The organism is Psychromonas marina, from assembly GCF_030161115.1.
In the GTDB taxonomy this organism is placed as follows: Bacteria; Pseudomonadota; Gammaproteobacteria; order Enterobacterales; family Psychromonadaceae; genus Psychromonas; species Psychromonas marina.
On the sequence record NZ_BSPQ01000013.1, the window covers coordinates 362,860 to 380,968 of the forward strand.

Below are 18,109 nucleotides of genomic sequence, written 5' to 3' on the forward strand. Positions count from 1 at the left end.
TATTTTCTCCATAAATAGTGCAATAAATTCTTGTGATAAAAAAGGCGCAAAAGATGCGCCTTTTAAATCTTTAACTGGCTATACTAACGCAATTAAGCGTTAGTCCATAGCCAAGGCAGTTTCTTTTTGTTTAGCTCTTCATAAGCAGCGATTTTATCTTCGTGCTTAAGTGTCCATGCGATGTCATCTAGACCATCTAATAATGATTCTTTACGGAATGCATCAACGTCAAAACTAATAACAATGCCGCCTGGCGTTGTTACTTGTTGTGTCGCAAGATCAACAGTAAATTCAACACCTTCGTTAGCAGAAATTTCAGCCATTAAAGCAGCAAGTTCAGCATCCGTTACCATAATTGGTAAGATTGCATTTTTAAAGCAGTTACTGTAGAAAATATCAGCAAAGCTTGTTGATATAATCGTGTTAAAACCGTAATCGGCAATTGCCCATGGCGCATGTTCACGTGATGAACCACAACCAAAGTTTTCACCAGCAACTAAAATCTTAGCGCCTTGAAAAGCAGGTTTGTTCAATTCGAATTCTGGATTCGGTGTTACGTTGTCAGCCAAAAAACGCCAGTTATGGAATAAATTGATGCCAAAACCAGTACGTTCAACTTTTTTCATAAAGTTTTTAGGAATGATTTGATCAGTATCTACGTTACTACGATCCATCAAGGCAGCGATACTTGTATGTTTAATATATGGTTGCATTATCTAATCCCTATTTCCAGTCACGAATATCAACGAAGTGGCCTGCAATCGATGCAGCGCCAGCCATAGCAGGAGATACAAGGTGAGTACGACCACCTTTACCTTGACGACCTTCGAAGTTACGGTTTGAAGTTGATGCACTACGTTGACCGTCTTCTAATTCATCGCCATTCATTGCTAGACACATTGAACAACCTGGATCACGCCATTCCCAACCAGCGTCAAGAAAGATTTTATCTAAACCTTCTTTTTCTGCTTGCAGTTTAACAGGGAAAGAACCCGGTACAGCGATAGCTTGAACACCTTCAGCTACTTTTTTACCTTTTATGATATCTGCTGTTGCACGGAAATCTTCAATACGACCATTTGTACAAGAACCAACAAATACGATATCAATGTTGATATCAGTAATTTTTTGACCCGCTTCAATGTTCATGTATTTAAGTGCACTTGCACATGCTTGTGATTTCACTTCATTTTCGAAATCAGAAGGTGAAGGTACAGTACCCGTTACAGAGACAACTTGCTCAGGAGATGTACCCCAAGAAACTTGTGGCGCAATATCTTCAGCTTTAAGTATAATTGTTTGATCAAACTCAGCACCTTCATCAGAAGCCATCGACTTCCAATAAGCAACAGCGTCATCCCAATGATCAGCTTTAGGCGCGAATTCACGACCTTCTATGTAATCGAACGTTGCTTGGTCTGGTGCAACGAGTCCAGCACGAGCGCCGGCTTCAATAGCCATGTTACAAAGCGTCATACGGCCTTCCATTGAAAGGTCTGTAATGGTGTTACCAGCAAATTCCATTACATAGCCAGTACCACCTGCGGTGCCCGTTACAGCAATGATTGCTAAAGCAATATCTTTTGCTGTTGAGTGAGCAGGTAATTGACCTTCCACTTTAACCAGCATTGTCTTTGCTTTCTTCTGTTGTAATGTTTGTGTTGCCATTACATGTTCAACTTCAGAAGTACCGATACCAAAGGCTAATGCACCAAATGCACCATGTGTTGCTGTATGGCTATCACCACAAACAACTACCATACCAGGGTGCACAAAACCGTGCTCAGGTACAACGATATGGATAACACCATTTTGGTCGCTATCCATGCCGAATAAGTTAATTTCGTTCTCTTCACAGTTGGCCGTCATTGTTTCAACTTGTTTTTTAGCAATAGCGTCAACAATGTTGTAACGATCTTTAGTAGGAACACAGTGATCGATAGTACCCAGAATACTGTGTACATTTCGCACGCCACGGTTTTGTAGGCGTAGGCCTTCGAATGCTTGTGGGCTTGTTACTTCGTGCATTAGATGTCTGTCAACGAACAGAAGTGGCGATCCTGATTCTGGCTCGTGAACTAAGTTCGCATCCCAGATTTTTTCATACATAGTTTTAGTCATTGTTTTCCTTACGATGCTATATGCATTTAACTTATTGCTGGACAATCCATTTACTATGATAGAAACCATTTGATAATGACTATCATATAGGCTTGTATAGTGTCTTTAAGAAAAGTTATTCTAATTGAAAGGTGACAATCTCACAAGATAGCGCTTTAAAAATCATTCGGATTAAAGCGTAATTTGTCATTAATTGTCATATTAATGCAGGCCATCTTAATATTTGCTCATTATTCCTACTAAGTTGGCGATAAATCATAATAAAAATGGATGATTTTTTAATAAGCCCGTAATATTAGTGCTTACTTATTTATTTCTCTGGAGCAGCAATGCAATTTAACATGATCACCACCCACGACCAATTACATGGTTTCCTTGCATCGCTCGATAATAGCCCTATTTGTGTCGATACTGAATTTGTACGCACACGCACTTATTCTGCACGACTTGGCTTATTACAACTATCTCAAAACGGCAATATCACCCTGATTGATCCGATCGCAGTACCTGACCTAAGTGAATTTTGGAAAGCACTCGATAATAAGCAGTGTATTTTACACGCCAGTAGTGAAGACTTAGAGATTATCCGTGACCACAAAGGGGATCTTAATTTCACCCTTTTTGATACTCAAATAGCCTGCTCATTTTTGAATTTAGGTGCGTCGTTAGGTTACGCAAAAATGGTAGAGACACTACAAGGTATTGTGGTTGATAAAGGCGAGTCACGCACAGATTGGTGTCAGCGACCTTTAAGTAAAAAACAGATTCAATATGCAGCGGCCGACGTTGTACATTTAACCCCATGTTTAGATAAATTAACCGAGCAGTTGGTTGAAAAAGGGATGTTTGAATATTTCCAAGAAGAGTGTCAAACAACCTTAGATCTAAAAATGAAAAAAGCCGATCCACTCAAAGCGTATAAAGCAATCAACAACGTTTCTAAACTTGATCGACAAGGTGTTGCCGTTATTCAGCAGTTGGCGAAATGGCGACTTCACACTGCTCAAACTCGCGATCTAGCATTGAACTTTGTTATAAAATCAGAAAACTTATGGTTATTAGCACATTATCGCCCAAGTACCGTTGAAGATTTACGCCGCTTAAATTTAGCACCTAATGAGATACGTATTCACGGTAAAGATGTATTAGCAATTATTGAGCGCGTAAGTAAACAAGATCCAGAAACTTACCCGCCAATCGCGAAACGTTTAGCTGATTTTCCAAGTTATAAGAAAACCTTAAAAGCGATGCGTGAAGTTATCCAAAAATGTGCGGATCAACATCAATTACCTGTCGAATTAATTGCATCAAAGCGTGTTATAAATGAGTACCTGAGTTGGTCATGGAAATTAACTGATGAGCAGCGCATCGATGCAACTAAACCTAAGCTATTAACTGGTTGGCGCTTTAAGTTAGTTGGTCACGAATTTAAACATTAATATTAACAACATTAATGCCTCATTATCAACGAGGCATTAGTATCCCCGCTTAAAATGGAGTAAAGCTGCTATGGAACAAGCACAAACTTGGTTACAAAGCTGTAAAATCTATCTCGAGAAACGTGTTGCAGTCCTCTTTTTTCTTGGTTTTTCCTCTGGTTTACCCATTCTCTTGGTTTTCTCCACCCTGTCGTTCTGGTTACGTGAAGCGGGCGTCAGTCGCGCAAGTATCGGTTTTTTCAGCTGGATAGCCCTTGCTTACGCCTTTAAATGGGTATGGGCACCTTTTGTTGACCGGTTATCAATTCCCTTATTAACCCGCTGGTTGGGTCGTCGTCGAAGTTGGTTATTACTTTCTCAACTAGCCATCGTATTGTCTTTATCGGCAATGGCATTGAGCGATCCACATGCAAATTTAACCCTGTTCGCTATTGCAGCATTAGTTGTTGCCTATAGTTCTGCAACACAAGATATCGTCATCGATGCCTACCGTATCGAATCTGCACCAGAGAAGTTTCAAGCAGCGATGGCTGCCGCTTATATGACCGGTTACCGTTTGGCGATGATCATGGCAGGTGCAGGTTCCCTTGCGATCGCAGCAATGGCAAGCCCAACTGACGAATATCTACTCAGTGCTTGGTCAGTTTCTTACTTTGTCATGGCGGCATGTATGGGGGTCGGTATTATTACAACGTTTGTCTGTCATGAACCTGAATATCAAGATAAACAAAGCGAAAAATTGAAACAAGTTGAGATGAAGCTTAAGCATCAACACTTACCAACCTTTGTAGCACGTTTTTTAGCATGGTTAGACATCGCTGTTGTCGCGCCTTTCAGTGATTTTTTTAAACGCTACGGAAAACATGCTTTACTGATTTTATTATTAATCGGTACTTACCGTATATCGGATATTGTAATGGGCATTATGGCTAACCCTTTTTATGTTGATATGGGTTATACCAAAGGTGAAGTTGCTGCGATATCGAAAGTATTTGGGGTGATAATGACATTAGTGGGCGCTGGTTTAGGCGGGATTCTACTCACCCGTTATAGCACCTACTCCATCCTATTTCTTGGTGCTTTTTTGGTGGTTATCACTAATTTAATTTTTGCCGTTCTTGCTTTTGTAGGTAAAGACTTAGCACTGTTAACCCTTATCATCTCATTAGATAATATGAGTGCAGGTATTGCTACCACCGCCTTTATTACTTATCTTTCTAAGCTTACCAATATTGAATTTTCAGCTACACAATATGCTTTGTTCAGCTCGATGATGTTACTTTTCCCTAAGTTTATTGCTGGTTTTTCTGGGGTCTATGTAGATGGTTTTGGTTACGTAAACTTCTTTATCAGTTCCGCATTAATTGGTGTGCCCGTGCTGGGGTTAATTGTGGTACTTAAAAAAGTGATTGAAGAGTAAATGCAATAGGCTAGATAAATGTTTTTCTCTAGCCTTTTTATAATAATCCGTATCAGTAGTAGATCACTCTTGTCGTTTAAAGTAAGTGTTCGTTTCCTTCAATCGTATTAGCAAACTATTACGTAATCATGCGCCCGCTACCCTGTCATTTTTATTCAACCAATACTGACCATAATATTATGGTCAGTATTATCAGTTCTTAATCTTGTAATATATTTTCATAGGTTTCAAAACGACGTTTAATTGCTCGGATATAGGTCACAGGCTCTTGACCACGCACATAACCATAACGTGCTTTGGCTGCATATTTAGGCTGTGACAGTAATAACATCGCTTTTTCTACGTTATCAAACCAAATATCGCTGCGCCAGCCTTTCTCTTTCGCTAAACGCATAGCATCACGCACATGCCCCGCTCCAGCATTATAAGAAGCTAAGGTAAACCAAATAAGTTCATTTTTCTGTACATCATCTATCAACATACGTTCTCGTACCCAATCCATATACTTCACCCCTGCCTTAATGCCTTGTGCAGGGATATGTACATCTATTATTCCTAGCTCCTTTGCGGTACGTGGCATAACTTGAAACAGCCCTTTTGCCCCCGCCATAGAGGTTGCATTTGGGTTAAAACGACTCTCTTGGTGCATTTGTGCGACTAACAAACGCCAATCAAAATCATATTCCTGAGCATATTTTTTAACAATTTCGTCATAAGGAGATAAAATCCCCGTCTCTTTCATCTTCGCGTAATCATTGTGCTGCGCTTGCAGTCGTTTAGGGTTTTTAAAATATTTGTTATAAATTACATTATAAAAAACACCTTTATAATACTTTTTGATAAATTGGTTCACCTTAGACATCAACTCGTTGTTGCCTGATTTTATTGCCCAACTTTGTGCTTTAGGCTCACCAAGCGCGATCAGTGATTGAATATCCCCTCTATAGGTCATCTCTAAATCGACAATATGACTATCTGCAATGGTAAATTCATATTTTTGCTCAGCAACGTCATTAATGATTGATTCTGTTTCTTGATCTTCAGGCGCCTCGACAAGATCAATTCCCTTTACTTCCTGCTGTAGCAACTGCCCAGCTTGCCAGTAGGAGCTAGAACGGCGAATATGTATATCGCCGCCCTCTAGATCAGACGCTACCGATATTTCTGGCACACTTTCATGAGCAATTAACAGCTCAGAAGCATAATGATAAGGCCTTGAGAAACTAATTCCTTTCGCTTTACGCTGCTCTGTGGGGGTTAAAAATCCTAATGCAATATCGGCTTTATCTTCGATAATAAAATCGATTAAAGAGACATGATCTGGTGCCACAATAATCTCATAACGAAGTTTATGATCCTTTGCAAAACGTTTTGCTAGCTCGTAATGAAAACCCAATAGCTCACCGCGCCAAATATAATAGGAGGATAAATTGTTACGTAATACAAAACGAATAGATTTATCTTGTTTAATCTGCTGCCATTGACTTTTAATCGTGCTTTTCCCATCAACGGTAAGGGTTTGCATCTTCAGGAAAACATTTAATTTCCTTAACAAATCTTTACTGTCAGGGGCAACTGCCCAAGCAATATTTTGCTTGGCACTGGCTTGTAGGCTTTTTTTGATGTCATCACGGTAACCTAAGGCTGAATTGATAAGGTTATTATCTTGAATCGTTAAATCATATTCTCCCTTTGCTAAGCCATCGTAAATTTGTTCGTTGCTAATCGTATTGGCAATATAGCGAAGTTTTAATTTAGGGTAGACCTTTTGCAATCCAAGTGCCGTTACCTCATAACTCTTGCCTTTTTGTAAAACAATTTCACGCCCATTAAGTGACGCGCCGTCTTTGAGGGATTTACTGTTTTTCCCCATCAATATATATTCGTTACTTTCAATAAAGGGATCACTAAACGTAACCTGTTCTTTGCGTGCACTAGTGACGGTTAAATTGGCTGAGATAACATCCCCTTCCCCCGCCAGCAATTTAGGAATAAGATCTGAAAATTTATCAATTTTAATAATTTCAAAAGTTAAATTGTACTGTTCAGCAAACTCTTTAAGGTAGGTAATTTCCAGATCTTGAGGATGACCTGAACGAGGGAGATATGTTTGAGCACCAGACCAGGTTAATACTCTTAACCGATCCTGTTCAGTGCTCTCTGAGGTAGATTGCACGGCAAGTACTTTATCTGCAATATTAAGTGCTTTTTTGATGCTTTTCGGATTTGTTGATAATAATAGATAACTCGTTAACGCCGCGATAATGGCGATAACGACTATGAGGACAACAGTAAATTTTCTTTTTAAAACAATTTGCATAGCATTCCTTTGTAGCAAAATCGTATCACGAAGAAGATTGCTTTTAGTTAACCTTATCCTGGTTAATTCAACCGCAATCTATATAAATATCAGAGTCTTAATTGTTTTTATTATACAGTGTAGTTGCTTTCTTAGCATTCAAGGAAAATCATCGAAGCAATAGCAGGCTATAAAAGGTGATGTAACTCAAAAGCTGTAACAATAGCGCTGCTGTCTCTATTTTTATCGTTCACTGAAGTGATTTACACTTCAAAGGTGACTATTCTTTCTTGGTTTTCTTCATGTTCAGTACGTGCAGCTTCAATTTCATCCATGATATTACTGACATCGGTGGCTGTTTTATCTTCTTGGAACAATCCGGTTAACTCACTCTCAGCGGTTAAATCGCCAGACTCATAGAGTGCCCAAATCTCTTTTCCATATTGAGTTGTCGCAAGCTCTGGTGCAAATTGTGCAAAATAGTTGGTCATATTATTCACATCACGCAACAACATACTTTTAGCATTATTATTCGCAGAAGCATCCACTGCCTGCGGTAGATCGATAATAACAGGGCCCCATTCATCCACTAGCACGTTAAATTCAGACAGATCTCCATGTACAATACCAACAGTTAACATACGTACGATGTGCTGCATGATATCGCGGTGATCATCTATTGCTTGCTCAGAAGACATAGAAACATCATTGAGACGTGGCGCTGCTAAGCCATCTTCATCGGTAATCAGATCCATTAATAAAACGCCACCAAAACACCCATAGGGTTGTGGCACTCGCACACCCGCATCGGCTAATTTATAAAGCGCATCAACCTCTGCATTTTGCCATACCTCTTCCTGCTGCTGACGACCAAATTTAGATCCTTTTTCCATTGCTCGTGAGCGACGTCCATTACGTACCTTTCTGCCTTCATTATATAAAACAGCTTGCTTAAAACTGCGTTTGCTTGCTTCTTTATAAACTTTTGCGCAACGAATCTCATCACCACATTGCACGACATAAACCGTTGCTTCTTTTCCGCTCATCAACTGGCGTAAGACGTTATCAACTAGACCATCATCAACTAAGGGTTGTATTCTTTTAGGTATTTTCATATTCACTTTTTGGTTACTGGGCGTATGCTTTTTTGATTATACTTTTTAGCGCTCTGTTAAGCCATTAAAAACCTTGTATTGCTTGCTTCACCGCACTGATTTTATCGCTACTAGTGATATTTCGTTTCATAAATTCAGGTAGGTAACCACAGTTAACAATATTTTCCATATCACTAACATGACGCGTTTTAGCTGATATGTGCACCTCTCTTGCTCCGGTACTTGTTATGATACCTGCGACATTTGTTGCACTGACACCGGCACCTGGCATGATAGATAAACGCCCTTTGCTTTGCTCAACCATTTTTGCGATGCAATCAATACCAAGATCCGCTCGGCTTGCAAGTCCAGAAGTTAAAATACGATCACAACCCGCACTTAAAATAGTCTCCACGGCCAAAGGAGCATCTACGCAGCAATCAATCGCTCGATGAAACGTCACGGATAAACCTTTACTCGCTTTCATTAAACTTTTTAAAATATCACTATCAACTTGCGCATGTTTATTTAATACGCCAAAAACAACACCGTGTATTCCGATCAAGCGTGCAGTGTAAATCTCACTCAACATCATTTCTACTTCATCACTTGAATATAAAAAATCACCGTCGCGTGGCCTAATCATCACGTTAAGCGGGATTGTTGCATGCTTTAATGCTTGAGTAATTAGACCATAACTTGGGCTTAGCCCGCCTAAAGTAAGTGCACCACATAACTCTATTCTGTCAGCACCTGCATTTTGCGCTGTAAATAGAGATTCAATATTATCTAAGGATACTTCCAGTTCAATCATAAAATCACTTATTTTGTTTCATAAATAGAGCCTATATTAAGCCTATTTGTAGCATTCATCATTATATTTTATTTTTCTGTCACGCCAATTTCATCAGTTTCTAAGGCATCACCTTGCATAATCATTATTTCAACACGACGATTTCTTTGTCTTTCTAACCTGGTTTTGTTTTCCGTCAAAGGTTTACTGTTCGCATAACCAACAACCACCAGTTTTTTATCCCTCATAGGACGTAAGTTAAGCATCTCATGTGCAACTGATACCGCACGTTGTGCAGATAAGTCCCAATTTGAGCGATACAGTTCCGAATGAACTTGTTCATTATCTGTATGCCCAGAAATGGTTATTACCCCAGGTACATCAACAAGTATTTTCGCAACCTTTCGAATCACAGGGCGAAAACGTGGTTGTAAAAATGCAGATCCAGAGGGGAATGCCCCTTTTTCTCGTACACGGATAATCAACTGTTGCCCTAAAGACTCAATCTCTATCGCACCATCTTCAATCTCTTCTCGTAACTCTTCAGCTACTTTTTTAGCAAGACTATGTTGTTCTGAAGCGGCAGGAGTTGCTTCTAGCGTTTCAGACCTTGAATCAGCTTCACTCTGTTCCTCAATCTCTTCAGGCGTCTCAACTTTAACTGATTGAATATTTTCCTGTCCCCCAACGCGACTTGCATCCCCGTCTTGAAAATCAAGTTTTGCTTGAGTCATATCAATCGTTTGCTGCATGATCACTTCAATCGGCGTCGGCTCCGGTTTACCCGGTCTAAACTCTTGAGCAATGACCGAAGTGCCCTTAGGGATATCTTTGACCTCTAGCATCGATTGCACACCAAATGCATATTTCATGGAACCTGCTATTTGCTTAAATTTAAGCACATCCATTTCAGAAAAAGATAACAGGAGCACAAAAAAACACATCAAAAGTGACATTAAATCAGCAAAGGTTCCCATCCATGCAGGTAATCCTTCCGGTGGACATTTACACTCTTCTTCAGCCATTAATCACCACCGCCCGGTGCTGCCTCACCTATATTCCTTTTAGATTCGGGTAAATAGTTACGCAATACGCCTTCAATAACACGCGGATTTTGACCATCTTGAATACCCAAGACGGCATCTAAAATGAGGCTGCGATTGAGTCGTTCCTCTGCGGCACGCAGTTTAAGCTTATCCGCAATAGGTATTGCGACCATATTTGCAATAATCGCACCATATAATGTTGTTAACAGCGCCACCGCCATCGCAGGTCCAATTGACTTGGGATCATCCATATTAGATAACATAGCAACCAAACCAACTAGTGTGCCTATCATCCCCATTGCCGGTGCAACATCGCCTATCTGCTTGAATATATCGGCACCCGCTTCATGGCGGCTAGATGTTAGCCTGATATCATTTTCTAAAGTGTTGCGAACGACATCTGCATCATGGCCATCCACCAACATATCAACCCCTTTTTGCATAAAAGGGTTGGTAATTTCGGCTTCTTCTAACGCTAAGAATCCACCTTTACGAGCTGCATCAGCCATCTCGACAGATTTACCAATTAACTCTTCAGGCGAGTCTGTTTTAAACATAAAGGCTTTTACCGCAATTTTTATTGCCCCGATAAACTGCCCCATATTGTATTTCATCATTACTACAAATGTAGTGCCACCACAGACAATCATTATTGAGACGGTATCAATAAACATATCCATCGTGCCACCCAGTAGCATTGCCATGATAACAAAACCAAATGCACCTATAATTCCGATTAGCGTTGCTAAATCCACAAAATATTCCTTTAATTAAAACAAGTTAAGCTACATAGCGAGATTATAACGTTTTATCGGCCGTTTGTTATTAAACATTAGCGATAAAAAAAAGAACCCTTTGCAATATCACTATTTATAAATAATTTATCCTCTGTCATTTGACTTATCAACTATGCAGGGTAACCTTGTTAAAAAATTTAGAGAATAAAAACATGGCCTTAAAAAAACCTGAAAATATGCAATATGAAGAAGCAATTGGTGAACTTGAACAGATAGTTAATCACCTTGAAGCTGGTGAGCTACCGTTAGAGGATGCCTTAAAACAATTTGAGCGTGGTATTTCCCTTGCACGCAGTAATAGTCAAAAATTACAAAAAGCACAGCAACAAGTTGCAATATTAATGCAAAACGATAGCCATTCCCCTCTTCAAGAATTTAGTGAATCATAATTATCATGACCAATCTTTTAGAGAAAATTAGCACCTACCAACAACATGTGAACCAACAACTAAGCCAATATATTGAAAAGGCGAATCCAACCTCACAAAAATTAAATGATGTGATGGCTTATGGCGCATTGCTAGGTGGTAAAAGAATACGACCATTTCTTGTTTATGCGGTAGGAGAGATGCTAGGTAGTTCAAAACAGCAACTTGATCCGCTTGCTTGCTCAATAGAGTGTGTACATGCTTACTCTTTAATACATGATGACCTGCCTGCGATGGATGATGATGCGCTTCGTCGTGGCCAAAAAACCTGTCATATCCAATATGACGAAGCAAGTGCTATCTTAGCAGGTGATGCATTACAAACCCTTGCCTTTGATATTATTTCTCATCCGATTGACGGCATGAGTGCAACAACGCAGCTGAAAATGGTCAATGTATTGGCTAAAGCTTCCGGTGATGCAGGCATGTGTGGTGGACAATCATTAGATTTAGAAGCAGAAAACAAACAAATTGATCTCGCTAGTTTAGAAAAAATACATGCCGCTAAAACAGGTGCATTGATAGAAGCAGCAGTCACATTAGGGGCATTAAGTGATGAGGCATTGCCATTAGAGCATCTTCACGCTTTACAACAATTTTCCGCTGCAATTGGCCTTGCCTTTCAAGTCCAAGATGACATTTTAGATATTATTAGTGATACCGAAACACTTGGAAAGCCACAAGGTTCAGATATTGCACATCACAAATCAACTTATCCCGCACTGCTTGGTTTAGAGCAAGCGATCGCAAAAGCAGAATCTCTTTGTGAAGAAGCACTTCATGCTTTAGCACAATTGCCTTATAATACAGAGTTACTTGAATCGTTTGCCTTATATATAATAAAACGAGACCGATAATCCCTTTTCCTTGATAAGCGTGACTAAATACTTATGCCTTTAGATCTTAAAAACTACCCATTACTTACTAATATCAATTATCCTGAAGATCTTCGTTTATTAAAAAAAGAGCAACTTCCTGAATTTTGTGATGAACTGCGTCAGTTTTTACTTACTAGTGTTAGCCAAACCAGTGGACACCTTGCCTCAGGACTCGGTGTGGTAGAGCTCACTGTTGCGCTGCATTATGTCTATCACACTCCATTTGATAACTTGATCTTCGACGTTGGTCATCAAGCTTATCCGCACAAAATACTCACTGGTCGACGCGACCAAATGCACAGTATCCGTACCTTCAAGGGACTGCATCCTTTTCCATGGCGTGAAGAGAGTGAATACGATGTATTAAGTGTTGGTCACTCCTCTACCTCTATTGGCGCGGCACTCGGTATGTCCATTGCTGCTGAAAAAGAGCAGAAAGGACGTAAAGTTGTTGCTGTTATTGGCGATGGTGCAATCACAGCAGGCATGGCATTTGAAGCGATGAATCATGCCGGTGCCCTGCATAATGATATGCTCGTTGTCCTGAATGACAATGAGATGTCAATCTCAGAAAACGTAGGTGCATTGAATAATCACCTCGCTAAAATATTATCAGGTGATTTGTATACACAGTTACGAGAAGGCAGCAAAAAAGTACTGTCAAATATTCCACCAATCAAAGAGTTGGCGAAACGTACTGAAGAGCATTTAAAAGGGATGGTTTCACCTGCAACTATCTTTGAAGAGTTTGGCTTTAATTATATTGGCCCAATGGATGGCCATAATGTAATGGATTTGGTCGATACGCTGCGTAATATGCGTAACCATACTGGACCACAGTTTTTACATATTATGACCAAAAAAGGGAAAGGTTATAAACAAGCTGAGCTAGATCCAATTGGCTATCATGCTGTACCAAAATTCACACCAGACCAAGAGCTTCCTAAAGCGAAACCAAGTTCACAAACATTCTCTCAGGTGTTCGGAGACTGGCTCAATGATATGGCAGATCAAGACGATAAATTGACTGCTATTACACCTGCAATGCGTGAAGGTTCGGGCATGGTTGAATTTTCTAAACGCCATCCGGATAAATATTATGATGTGGCAATTGCTGAACAACATGCTGTCACGCTGGCGACGGGTATGTCTATCTCAGGTTTGAACCCAATTGTTGCCATCTATTCTAGCTTTTTACAGCGCGCTTATGACCAGTTAATTCATGATGTTGCGATTCAAAATCAAGGTGTATTATTTGCTATTGATAGAGCTGGTATCGTTGGCGCAGATGGCCCAACTCATCAAGGTGCATATGATCTGAGCTTTTTACGTTGTATCCCTAATATGACCGTCATGACGCCTTCTGATGAACAAGAGTGTCGCGATATGCTTTATACCGGGCATCTACTTAATACTCCTGCTGCTGTGCGCTACCCTCGTGGTACTGGCACAGGCTTGGTACTTGATAAACAGATGAAGCAACTTGAAATTGGTAAAGGTAATATGATCAGGCAGGGAGAAAAGTTAGCAATACTCTGTTTTGGTACCTTTTTACAACAAGCGATCCCAGTAGCTGAAAAGTTAAATGCAACCCTAGTGGATATGCGTTTTGTTAAACCTCTCGATGAAACACTACTTTCTCAGCTCGCGCAGTCTCATACACAGTTTGTTACTATTGAAGAAAATAGTATTGCAGGTGGCGCTGGTTCAGCGGTTAACGAGTATTTAATGGCACAACGACTAAACCGTAGTACCTTAAATTTAGGTCTACCAGATAAATTTATTGAGCAAGGTACGCAGCAAGAAATATATAAAATGTTGCAGCTAGACAGCGAAGGGATTGAAGCTCAAATAGATGCTTACTTTAATCATTAATCGTTAATAAGTGCCAATATGGGATGCCGTTAATAGAAAACAGATGTGTTAAATCGAACTGTTTATCCGACGCCCATATCTTGTTTTTAGAAAACAATGGAATGATAGTATCTGACAATTGTAGTTGTTCAAAAAGTTGGATTTTATCAGCCATTGCTAACGGTTGTTCTTGTGCCTCAAATTGTAGAGTAAGATATTGTTGAAGTAAGCTATGAGCAAAAATATCTTGGTAAACCCCATGCTCTTCTATCAATGAAGTTCGCCACATTGACAGTGCAAGATCATGCTTAAATTGTAACGCTTTCCACTCTGTTCTCGTTTCTGCTTGCGTCACTTCCAAAGACACTTCTAGCTTTTTAAGCATGTTAATTAATGCAAAAATCACTTTATCGTTGTATATCGAGTCATCCGCTAAGACTAACAGTGATAGTTTCTTAGGCCCGCGTATTTTTTTAAAAATACTTTTTGCCCTTTTAACATCATATATAGGCAGCGATGGTTCGCTCTTGTTGACTTTGAAAACACGATCTATTGAGCCTGTACCATTTAGAATATGTTTAATAATACCAGCTTGATTGATCGCTAAATGAATCGCATTACGTGCTCTTTCTTGACTGAAGATAGTATTATTTTGATCGTTAATGGTCAAAAAAAGTACATTACTCGCACTAGTTTGATAAATACGTTTACTGCCGGACAATCTGATAGTTTCAATGTTTTTGTTTGAAATTTGTTCGCTGATATCAATATCATTCGCTAATAATGCATATAAGCGTGATTCTGGCGATTGTATTTTTATAAAGTTAAGTCGCTTAACAATTGGCTGATTTTGCCAGTAATGACGGTTTTCTTGAACACTTAAATTAACACCAGCATAAAACCCTGCGACCTGGTACGGTCCAGTCCCAGATAGAGGCAATTTACTTATTGGGTGAGGTAACGTTTTTTGTGGTGTGTTGTGATCAATTTTATTACTCTTATAAAAACGACTATCCAGTATAAAAATATGAGTAAGATAATCAAGTAATTGAGCTTGTGTGAACTGACTTTCAATGTCAAATTGGTGATTGTTAACACGCGTTATTTTTATTGTCTCTTGTCCTTCCTTTTTTAAAGTGCTTATTTTCAATACTTCTTTCAGCGACCAAATAACATCGTTACTTGTCAATGAATTGCCAGAGTGAAAATAGATTTTCTTTTTCAAGTAAAAACGTGTTTTACGACTGTTAATCGTTTTAAATTTATCTAGTAAACGATATTCTAACTGCTTTGTATTTCCCCATCGGAGCAGCGGATCAAAAAACAGGTGGCTGTAATGTTCAGGCAGTTCAACATCAGCATAAGGATAGAAAGAACTCGGAATATCAGTAACCGCCACCTGCACAACGTTCTGAGTATCTGGTTGTGCATCAACAATAATAGACGCTTGCGTTTGTGCAACCTGCACAAACAACAGTAGCATCAGAAAGTAACGGTATAATGTCCGAATTCGTTTAACCATAAAAATGAATCAGCACCTGTAAGATCACGGCAGAAAATAAACCCGCCACAATGTCATCGATCATGATACCAAAACCACCCTTCATCTTTTTGTCTAACCAACTGATTGGCCATGGTTTTAAAATATCAAAAAAGCGAAACAATAGGAAACCAACGAGTGCCCATTGCCAACTAAAAGGCACTGCAACCATGGTTATCCAATAACCAACAAATTCATCCCATACGATCGCTTTGTGATCATGTACACCCATGTCACGACTGGCTACATGGCAAAACCAAAAACCGAGTAGACTGGTAATAATTAGCATCGCAACATAACTCTCAATGGATAAAAAAGAGAGTAAATAATAAAGTGGAATTGCCGCGATAGTGCCAAATGTACCAGGTGCTTTATTAGGCAAACCACTGCCAAAACCAACAGCAGCAAAATGCAGTGGATTGGTAAGTTTTAGTCCTTTTAAATCTTCACGTTTCATCTAAATTTAACCCTAATGTTATTACTTATTTTTCTTAAAGTGATCCCAACCAGCAAGTTGAAGATTAATTATTTCACCCGCTTTTGTCAGGTTCACTTTTATATCGTTATTTGCATTTATCTTGCCAATCACAGTCACTTTGTCACTCAAATTGTGTAAGCAAAGTTCTGAATAATGTTGTGCACTGATGGTGAATAACAGCTCATAATCATCCCCACCCGCTAACGCATATTGTAATGCTTGTTGCTCAGTCACGTGATGCATCTTAATTTCGCCAAGCATCGCATCCGATAAAGGCATATTTTCAACGTCAATCTGTGCACTACATTGTGATGCTTCAACAATATGATGCAAGTCTTGAATTAACCCATCTGAGATATCGATACAGCTTGATGCATAATTAATGAGTTGCTTACCTAATTGATTACGCGGCTCAGTGAGCTCTAGCGCATCAACAAAAACAGCTGAATCACTAAGTGCTAACGTATCAAATTTAGAAGCCAGTCCCAATGCGCCATCACCAAGCGTACCAGAGACACAAATCAAATCTCCAACCTGCGCACCACTGCGTAATAATGCCTTATTGCGTGGCACAATCCCTTTAGCAGAGACGGTAATAGAAAGCGGCCCTTTAGTGGTATCGCCACCAATCAACGTCACATTATGCTTTCGTGCTAAATCAAAAAATCCTCGAGAGAACTCACTTAACCACGGTTCATCGACTCTAGGTAGTGTAATCGCCAGTGAAACCCATTTAGGTTCAGCCCCCATCGCCGCCAAATCACTAAGATTAACAGCGAGTGATTTATACCCTAATCGATAAGGACAAACATCTTCAAAGAAATGTACGCCAGCGACAAGGCTATCTGTTGTGACAGCTAATTGATAACCATCGGGCAGATCTAAAATCGCACAGTCATCGCCAATACCGATCTCTACACCGTTATCATTCGCGAGTTCATTTGTTTGTTTAAAATAACGAGAGATAAGATCAAACTCACCTAAACTCATTTACGCTTTAACGTTAACGTACGTTTTCCATTTTTAGGTTTACTCGATGTTGAACTAGCAGATTTATTTTTATTATTAACAAATATTTTTTTACCCGCAGGCTTACCTGAACGCGGCGGTTTAACTGCGGTTCTTTGCGGCGTATTATTCGCACCACTTTTCGGTAACGCAGTCTCTACTGCTGTTTTAGAAGAGCCAGATACCGCATTATTGATATCATTCATCTCTTGCGCCGTTAAATTACGCCACTGCCCTGCTTTTAGATTATCGACCGTTACATTCATGATACGTGTACGTTTTAATTTAGTGACTTCATAGCCTAAATATTCACACATACGTCGAATCTGGCGATTAAGCCCTTGGGTTAAAATAATAGAGAATACAAAGCGGCTTTGCACTTTAACGGTACAAGGTTTGGTTACAGTATCTAAAATAGGTACACCACGTTGCATGCGTTCAACAAATCGCTCACTAAGCGGTTTATCAACGGTAACAAGATACTCTTTATCGTGGGCATTTTCGGCACGGAGGATTTTATTAACAATATCGCCATCACTGGTCAAGAAAATCAACCCTTCAGAGGGTTTATCTAAACGCCCGATAGGAAAAATTCTTTTCTTATGGCGGATCGCATCGATGATATTGCCGTGGACATCACGTTCAGTTGTACAGGTAATACCGATCGGTTTGTTATAAGCAATATAAACACGGTCCGATTTATTCTGTTCAACAGCATTAATGCGTTTACCATCGACTACGACACTGTCACCTGGTTGCACTTTTGTACCAAGCTCAGGCACAACACCGTTAATCTTGACACGATTTTGTTCAATTAATTTATCTGCTTCACGACGCGAGCAAAAACCCGAATCACTGATATATTTATTAAGACGTTTTTCACTACTTGTATCCACACTGTATTCCTATTAACT

The 18,109-nt window shown here is 39.6% G+C and carries 16 protein-coding genes; 5 read left to right on the forward strand and 11 right to left on the reverse strand.

All coding sequences use genetic code 11. From position 1 onward, the window contains the following. Positions 1-92: 92 nt before the first annotated feature. Both leuD and leuC read right to left on the reverse strand, forming a co-directional pair. Positions 93-713 carry a 3-isopropylmalate dehydratase small subunit gene (leuD, locus tag QQK09_RS13600; RefSeq protein ID WP_284204697.1) on the reverse strand — a complete coding sequence of 207 codons (621 nt, stop codon included), beginning with the start codon at positions 711-713 and terminating at the stop codon, positions 93-95. Between the two features lie 10 nt (positions 714-723). Beyond that, positions 724-2,121 (reverse strand): 3-isopropylmalate dehydratase large subunit, encoded by a 1,398-nt coding sequence (leuC, locus tag QQK09_RS13605; protein ID WP_284204698.1) that lies wholly within the window; start codon positions 2,119-2,121, stop codon positions 724-726. A gap of 329 nt (positions 2,122-2,450) precedes the next feature. Between leuC and rnd the strand changes: the two genes are divergently transcribed. Both rnd and QQK09_RS13615 read left to right on the forward strand, forming a co-directional pair. Then, entirely contained in the window at positions 2,451-3,560 is a 1,110-nt protein-coding gene (gene rnd, locus QQK09_RS13610) for a ribonuclease D (protein ID WP_284204699.1), read from the forward strand. 70 nt (positions 3,561-3,630) lie between these two features. Further along, positions 3,631-4,980: an AmpG family muropeptide MFS transporter gene (locus QQK09_RS13615; RefSeq protein ID WP_284204700.1), complete on the forward strand. Its 1,350-nt coding sequence runs from the start codon at positions 3,631-3,633 to the stop codon at positions 4,978-4,980. 199 nt (positions 4,981-5,179) lie between these two features. On the opposite strand, the gene QQK09_RS13620 is transcribed toward QQK09_RS13615, so the two are convergent. From QQK09_RS13620 to pomA, 5 genes are all read right to left on the reverse strand, one after another. Beyond that, positions 5,180-7,300, reverse strand: a complete 2,121-nt coding sequence (locus tag QQK09_RS13620; RefSeq protein ID WP_284204701.1) for an MltF family protein — start codon at positions 7,298-7,300, stop codon at positions 5,180-5,182. 242 nt (positions 7,301-7,542) lie between these two features. Then, positions 7,543-8,394, reverse strand: a complete 852-nt coding sequence (locus QQK09_RS13625) for a PA4780 family RIO1-like protein kinase (protein WP_284204702.1) — start codon at positions 8,392-8,394, stop codon at positions 7,543-7,545. Between the two features lie 64 nt (positions 8,395-8,458). Next, positions 8,459-9,187, reverse strand: coding sequence for a copper homeostasis protein CutC (locus tag QQK09_RS13630; RefSeq protein ID WP_284204703.1), 729 nt, complete (start codon positions 9,185-9,187; stop codon positions 8,459-8,461). Between the two features lie 68 nt (positions 9,188-9,255). After that, entirely contained in the window at positions 9,256-10,191 is a 936-nt protein-coding gene (locus QQK09_RS13635) for a flagellar motor protein MotB (RefSeq protein ID WP_284204704.1), read from the reverse strand. Continuing rightward, complete coding sequence (gene pomA / locus QQK09_RS13640) at positions 10,191-10,967, reverse strand: flagellar motor protein PomA (protein WP_284204705.1); 777 nt, start codon at positions 10,965-10,967, stop codon at positions 10,191-10,193. The genes QQK09_RS13635 and pomA overlap by 1 nt, the downstream gene beginning before the upstream one ends. A 194-nt stretch (positions 10,968-11,161) precedes the next feature. Between pomA and xseB the strand changes: the two genes are divergently transcribed. Genes xseB through dxs form a run of 3 tightly spaced genes read left to right on the forward strand, consistent with a single transcriptional unit; the run spans position 11,162 to position 14,190 of the window. After that, the gene (xseB, locus tag QQK09_RS13645; RefSeq protein WP_284204706.1) at positions 11,162-11,398 is read left to right on the forward strand and encodes an exodeoxyribonuclease VII small subunit; all 237 of its coding nucleotides are present in this window, start codon (positions 11,162-11,164) and stop codon (positions 11,396-11,398) included. A gap of 5 nt (positions 11,399-11,403) precedes the next feature. After that, entirely contained in the window at positions 11,404-12,294 is an 891-nt protein-coding gene (gene ispA, locus QQK09_RS13650) for a (2E,6E)-farnesyl diphosphate synthase (protein ID WP_284204707.1), read from the forward strand. Between the two features lie 33 nt (positions 12,295-12,327). Continuing rightward, the gene (gene dxs, locus QQK09_RS13655; RefSeq protein ID WP_284204708.1) at positions 12,328-14,190 is read left to right on the forward strand and encodes a 1-deoxy-D-xylulose-5-phosphate synthase; all 1,863 of its coding nucleotides are present in this window, start codon (positions 12,328-12,330) and stop codon (positions 14,188-14,190) included. On the opposite strand, the gene QQK09_RS13660 is transcribed toward dxs, so the two are convergent. From QQK09_RS13660 to rluF, 4 genes are read right to left on the reverse strand one after another with little or no spacing between them, the layout of a single operon-like run. Continuing rightward, entirely contained in the window at positions 14,180-15,691 is a 1,512-nt protein-coding gene (locus QQK09_RS13660; protein WP_284204709.1) for an ABC transporter substrate-binding protein, read from the reverse strand. The two genes, dxs and QQK09_RS13660, sit on opposite strands and share 11 nt — an antisense overlap. Continuing rightward, positions 15,684-16,166 carry a phosphatidylglycerophosphatase A family protein gene (locus QQK09_RS13665; RefSeq protein ID WP_284204710.1) on the reverse strand — a complete coding sequence of 161 codons (483 nt, stop codon included), beginning with the start codon at positions 16,164-16,166 and terminating at the stop codon, positions 15,684-15,686. The genes QQK09_RS13660 and QQK09_RS13665 overlap by 8 nt, the downstream gene beginning before the upstream one ends. 21 nt (positions 16,167-16,187) lie before the next feature. After that, entirely contained in the window at positions 16,188-17,177 is a 990-nt protein-coding gene (gene thiL / locus QQK09_RS13670) for a thiamine-phosphate kinase (protein WP_284204711.1), read from the reverse strand. Beyond that, complete coding sequence (gene rluF / locus QQK09_RS13675) at positions 17,174-18,091, reverse strand: 23S rRNA pseudouridine(2604) synthase RluF (protein WP_284204712.1); 918 nt, start codon at positions 18,089-18,091, stop codon at positions 17,174-17,176. Before rluF ends, thiL begins: the two co-directional genes overlap by 4 nt. Positions 18,092-18,109 lie beyond the last annotated feature (18 nt).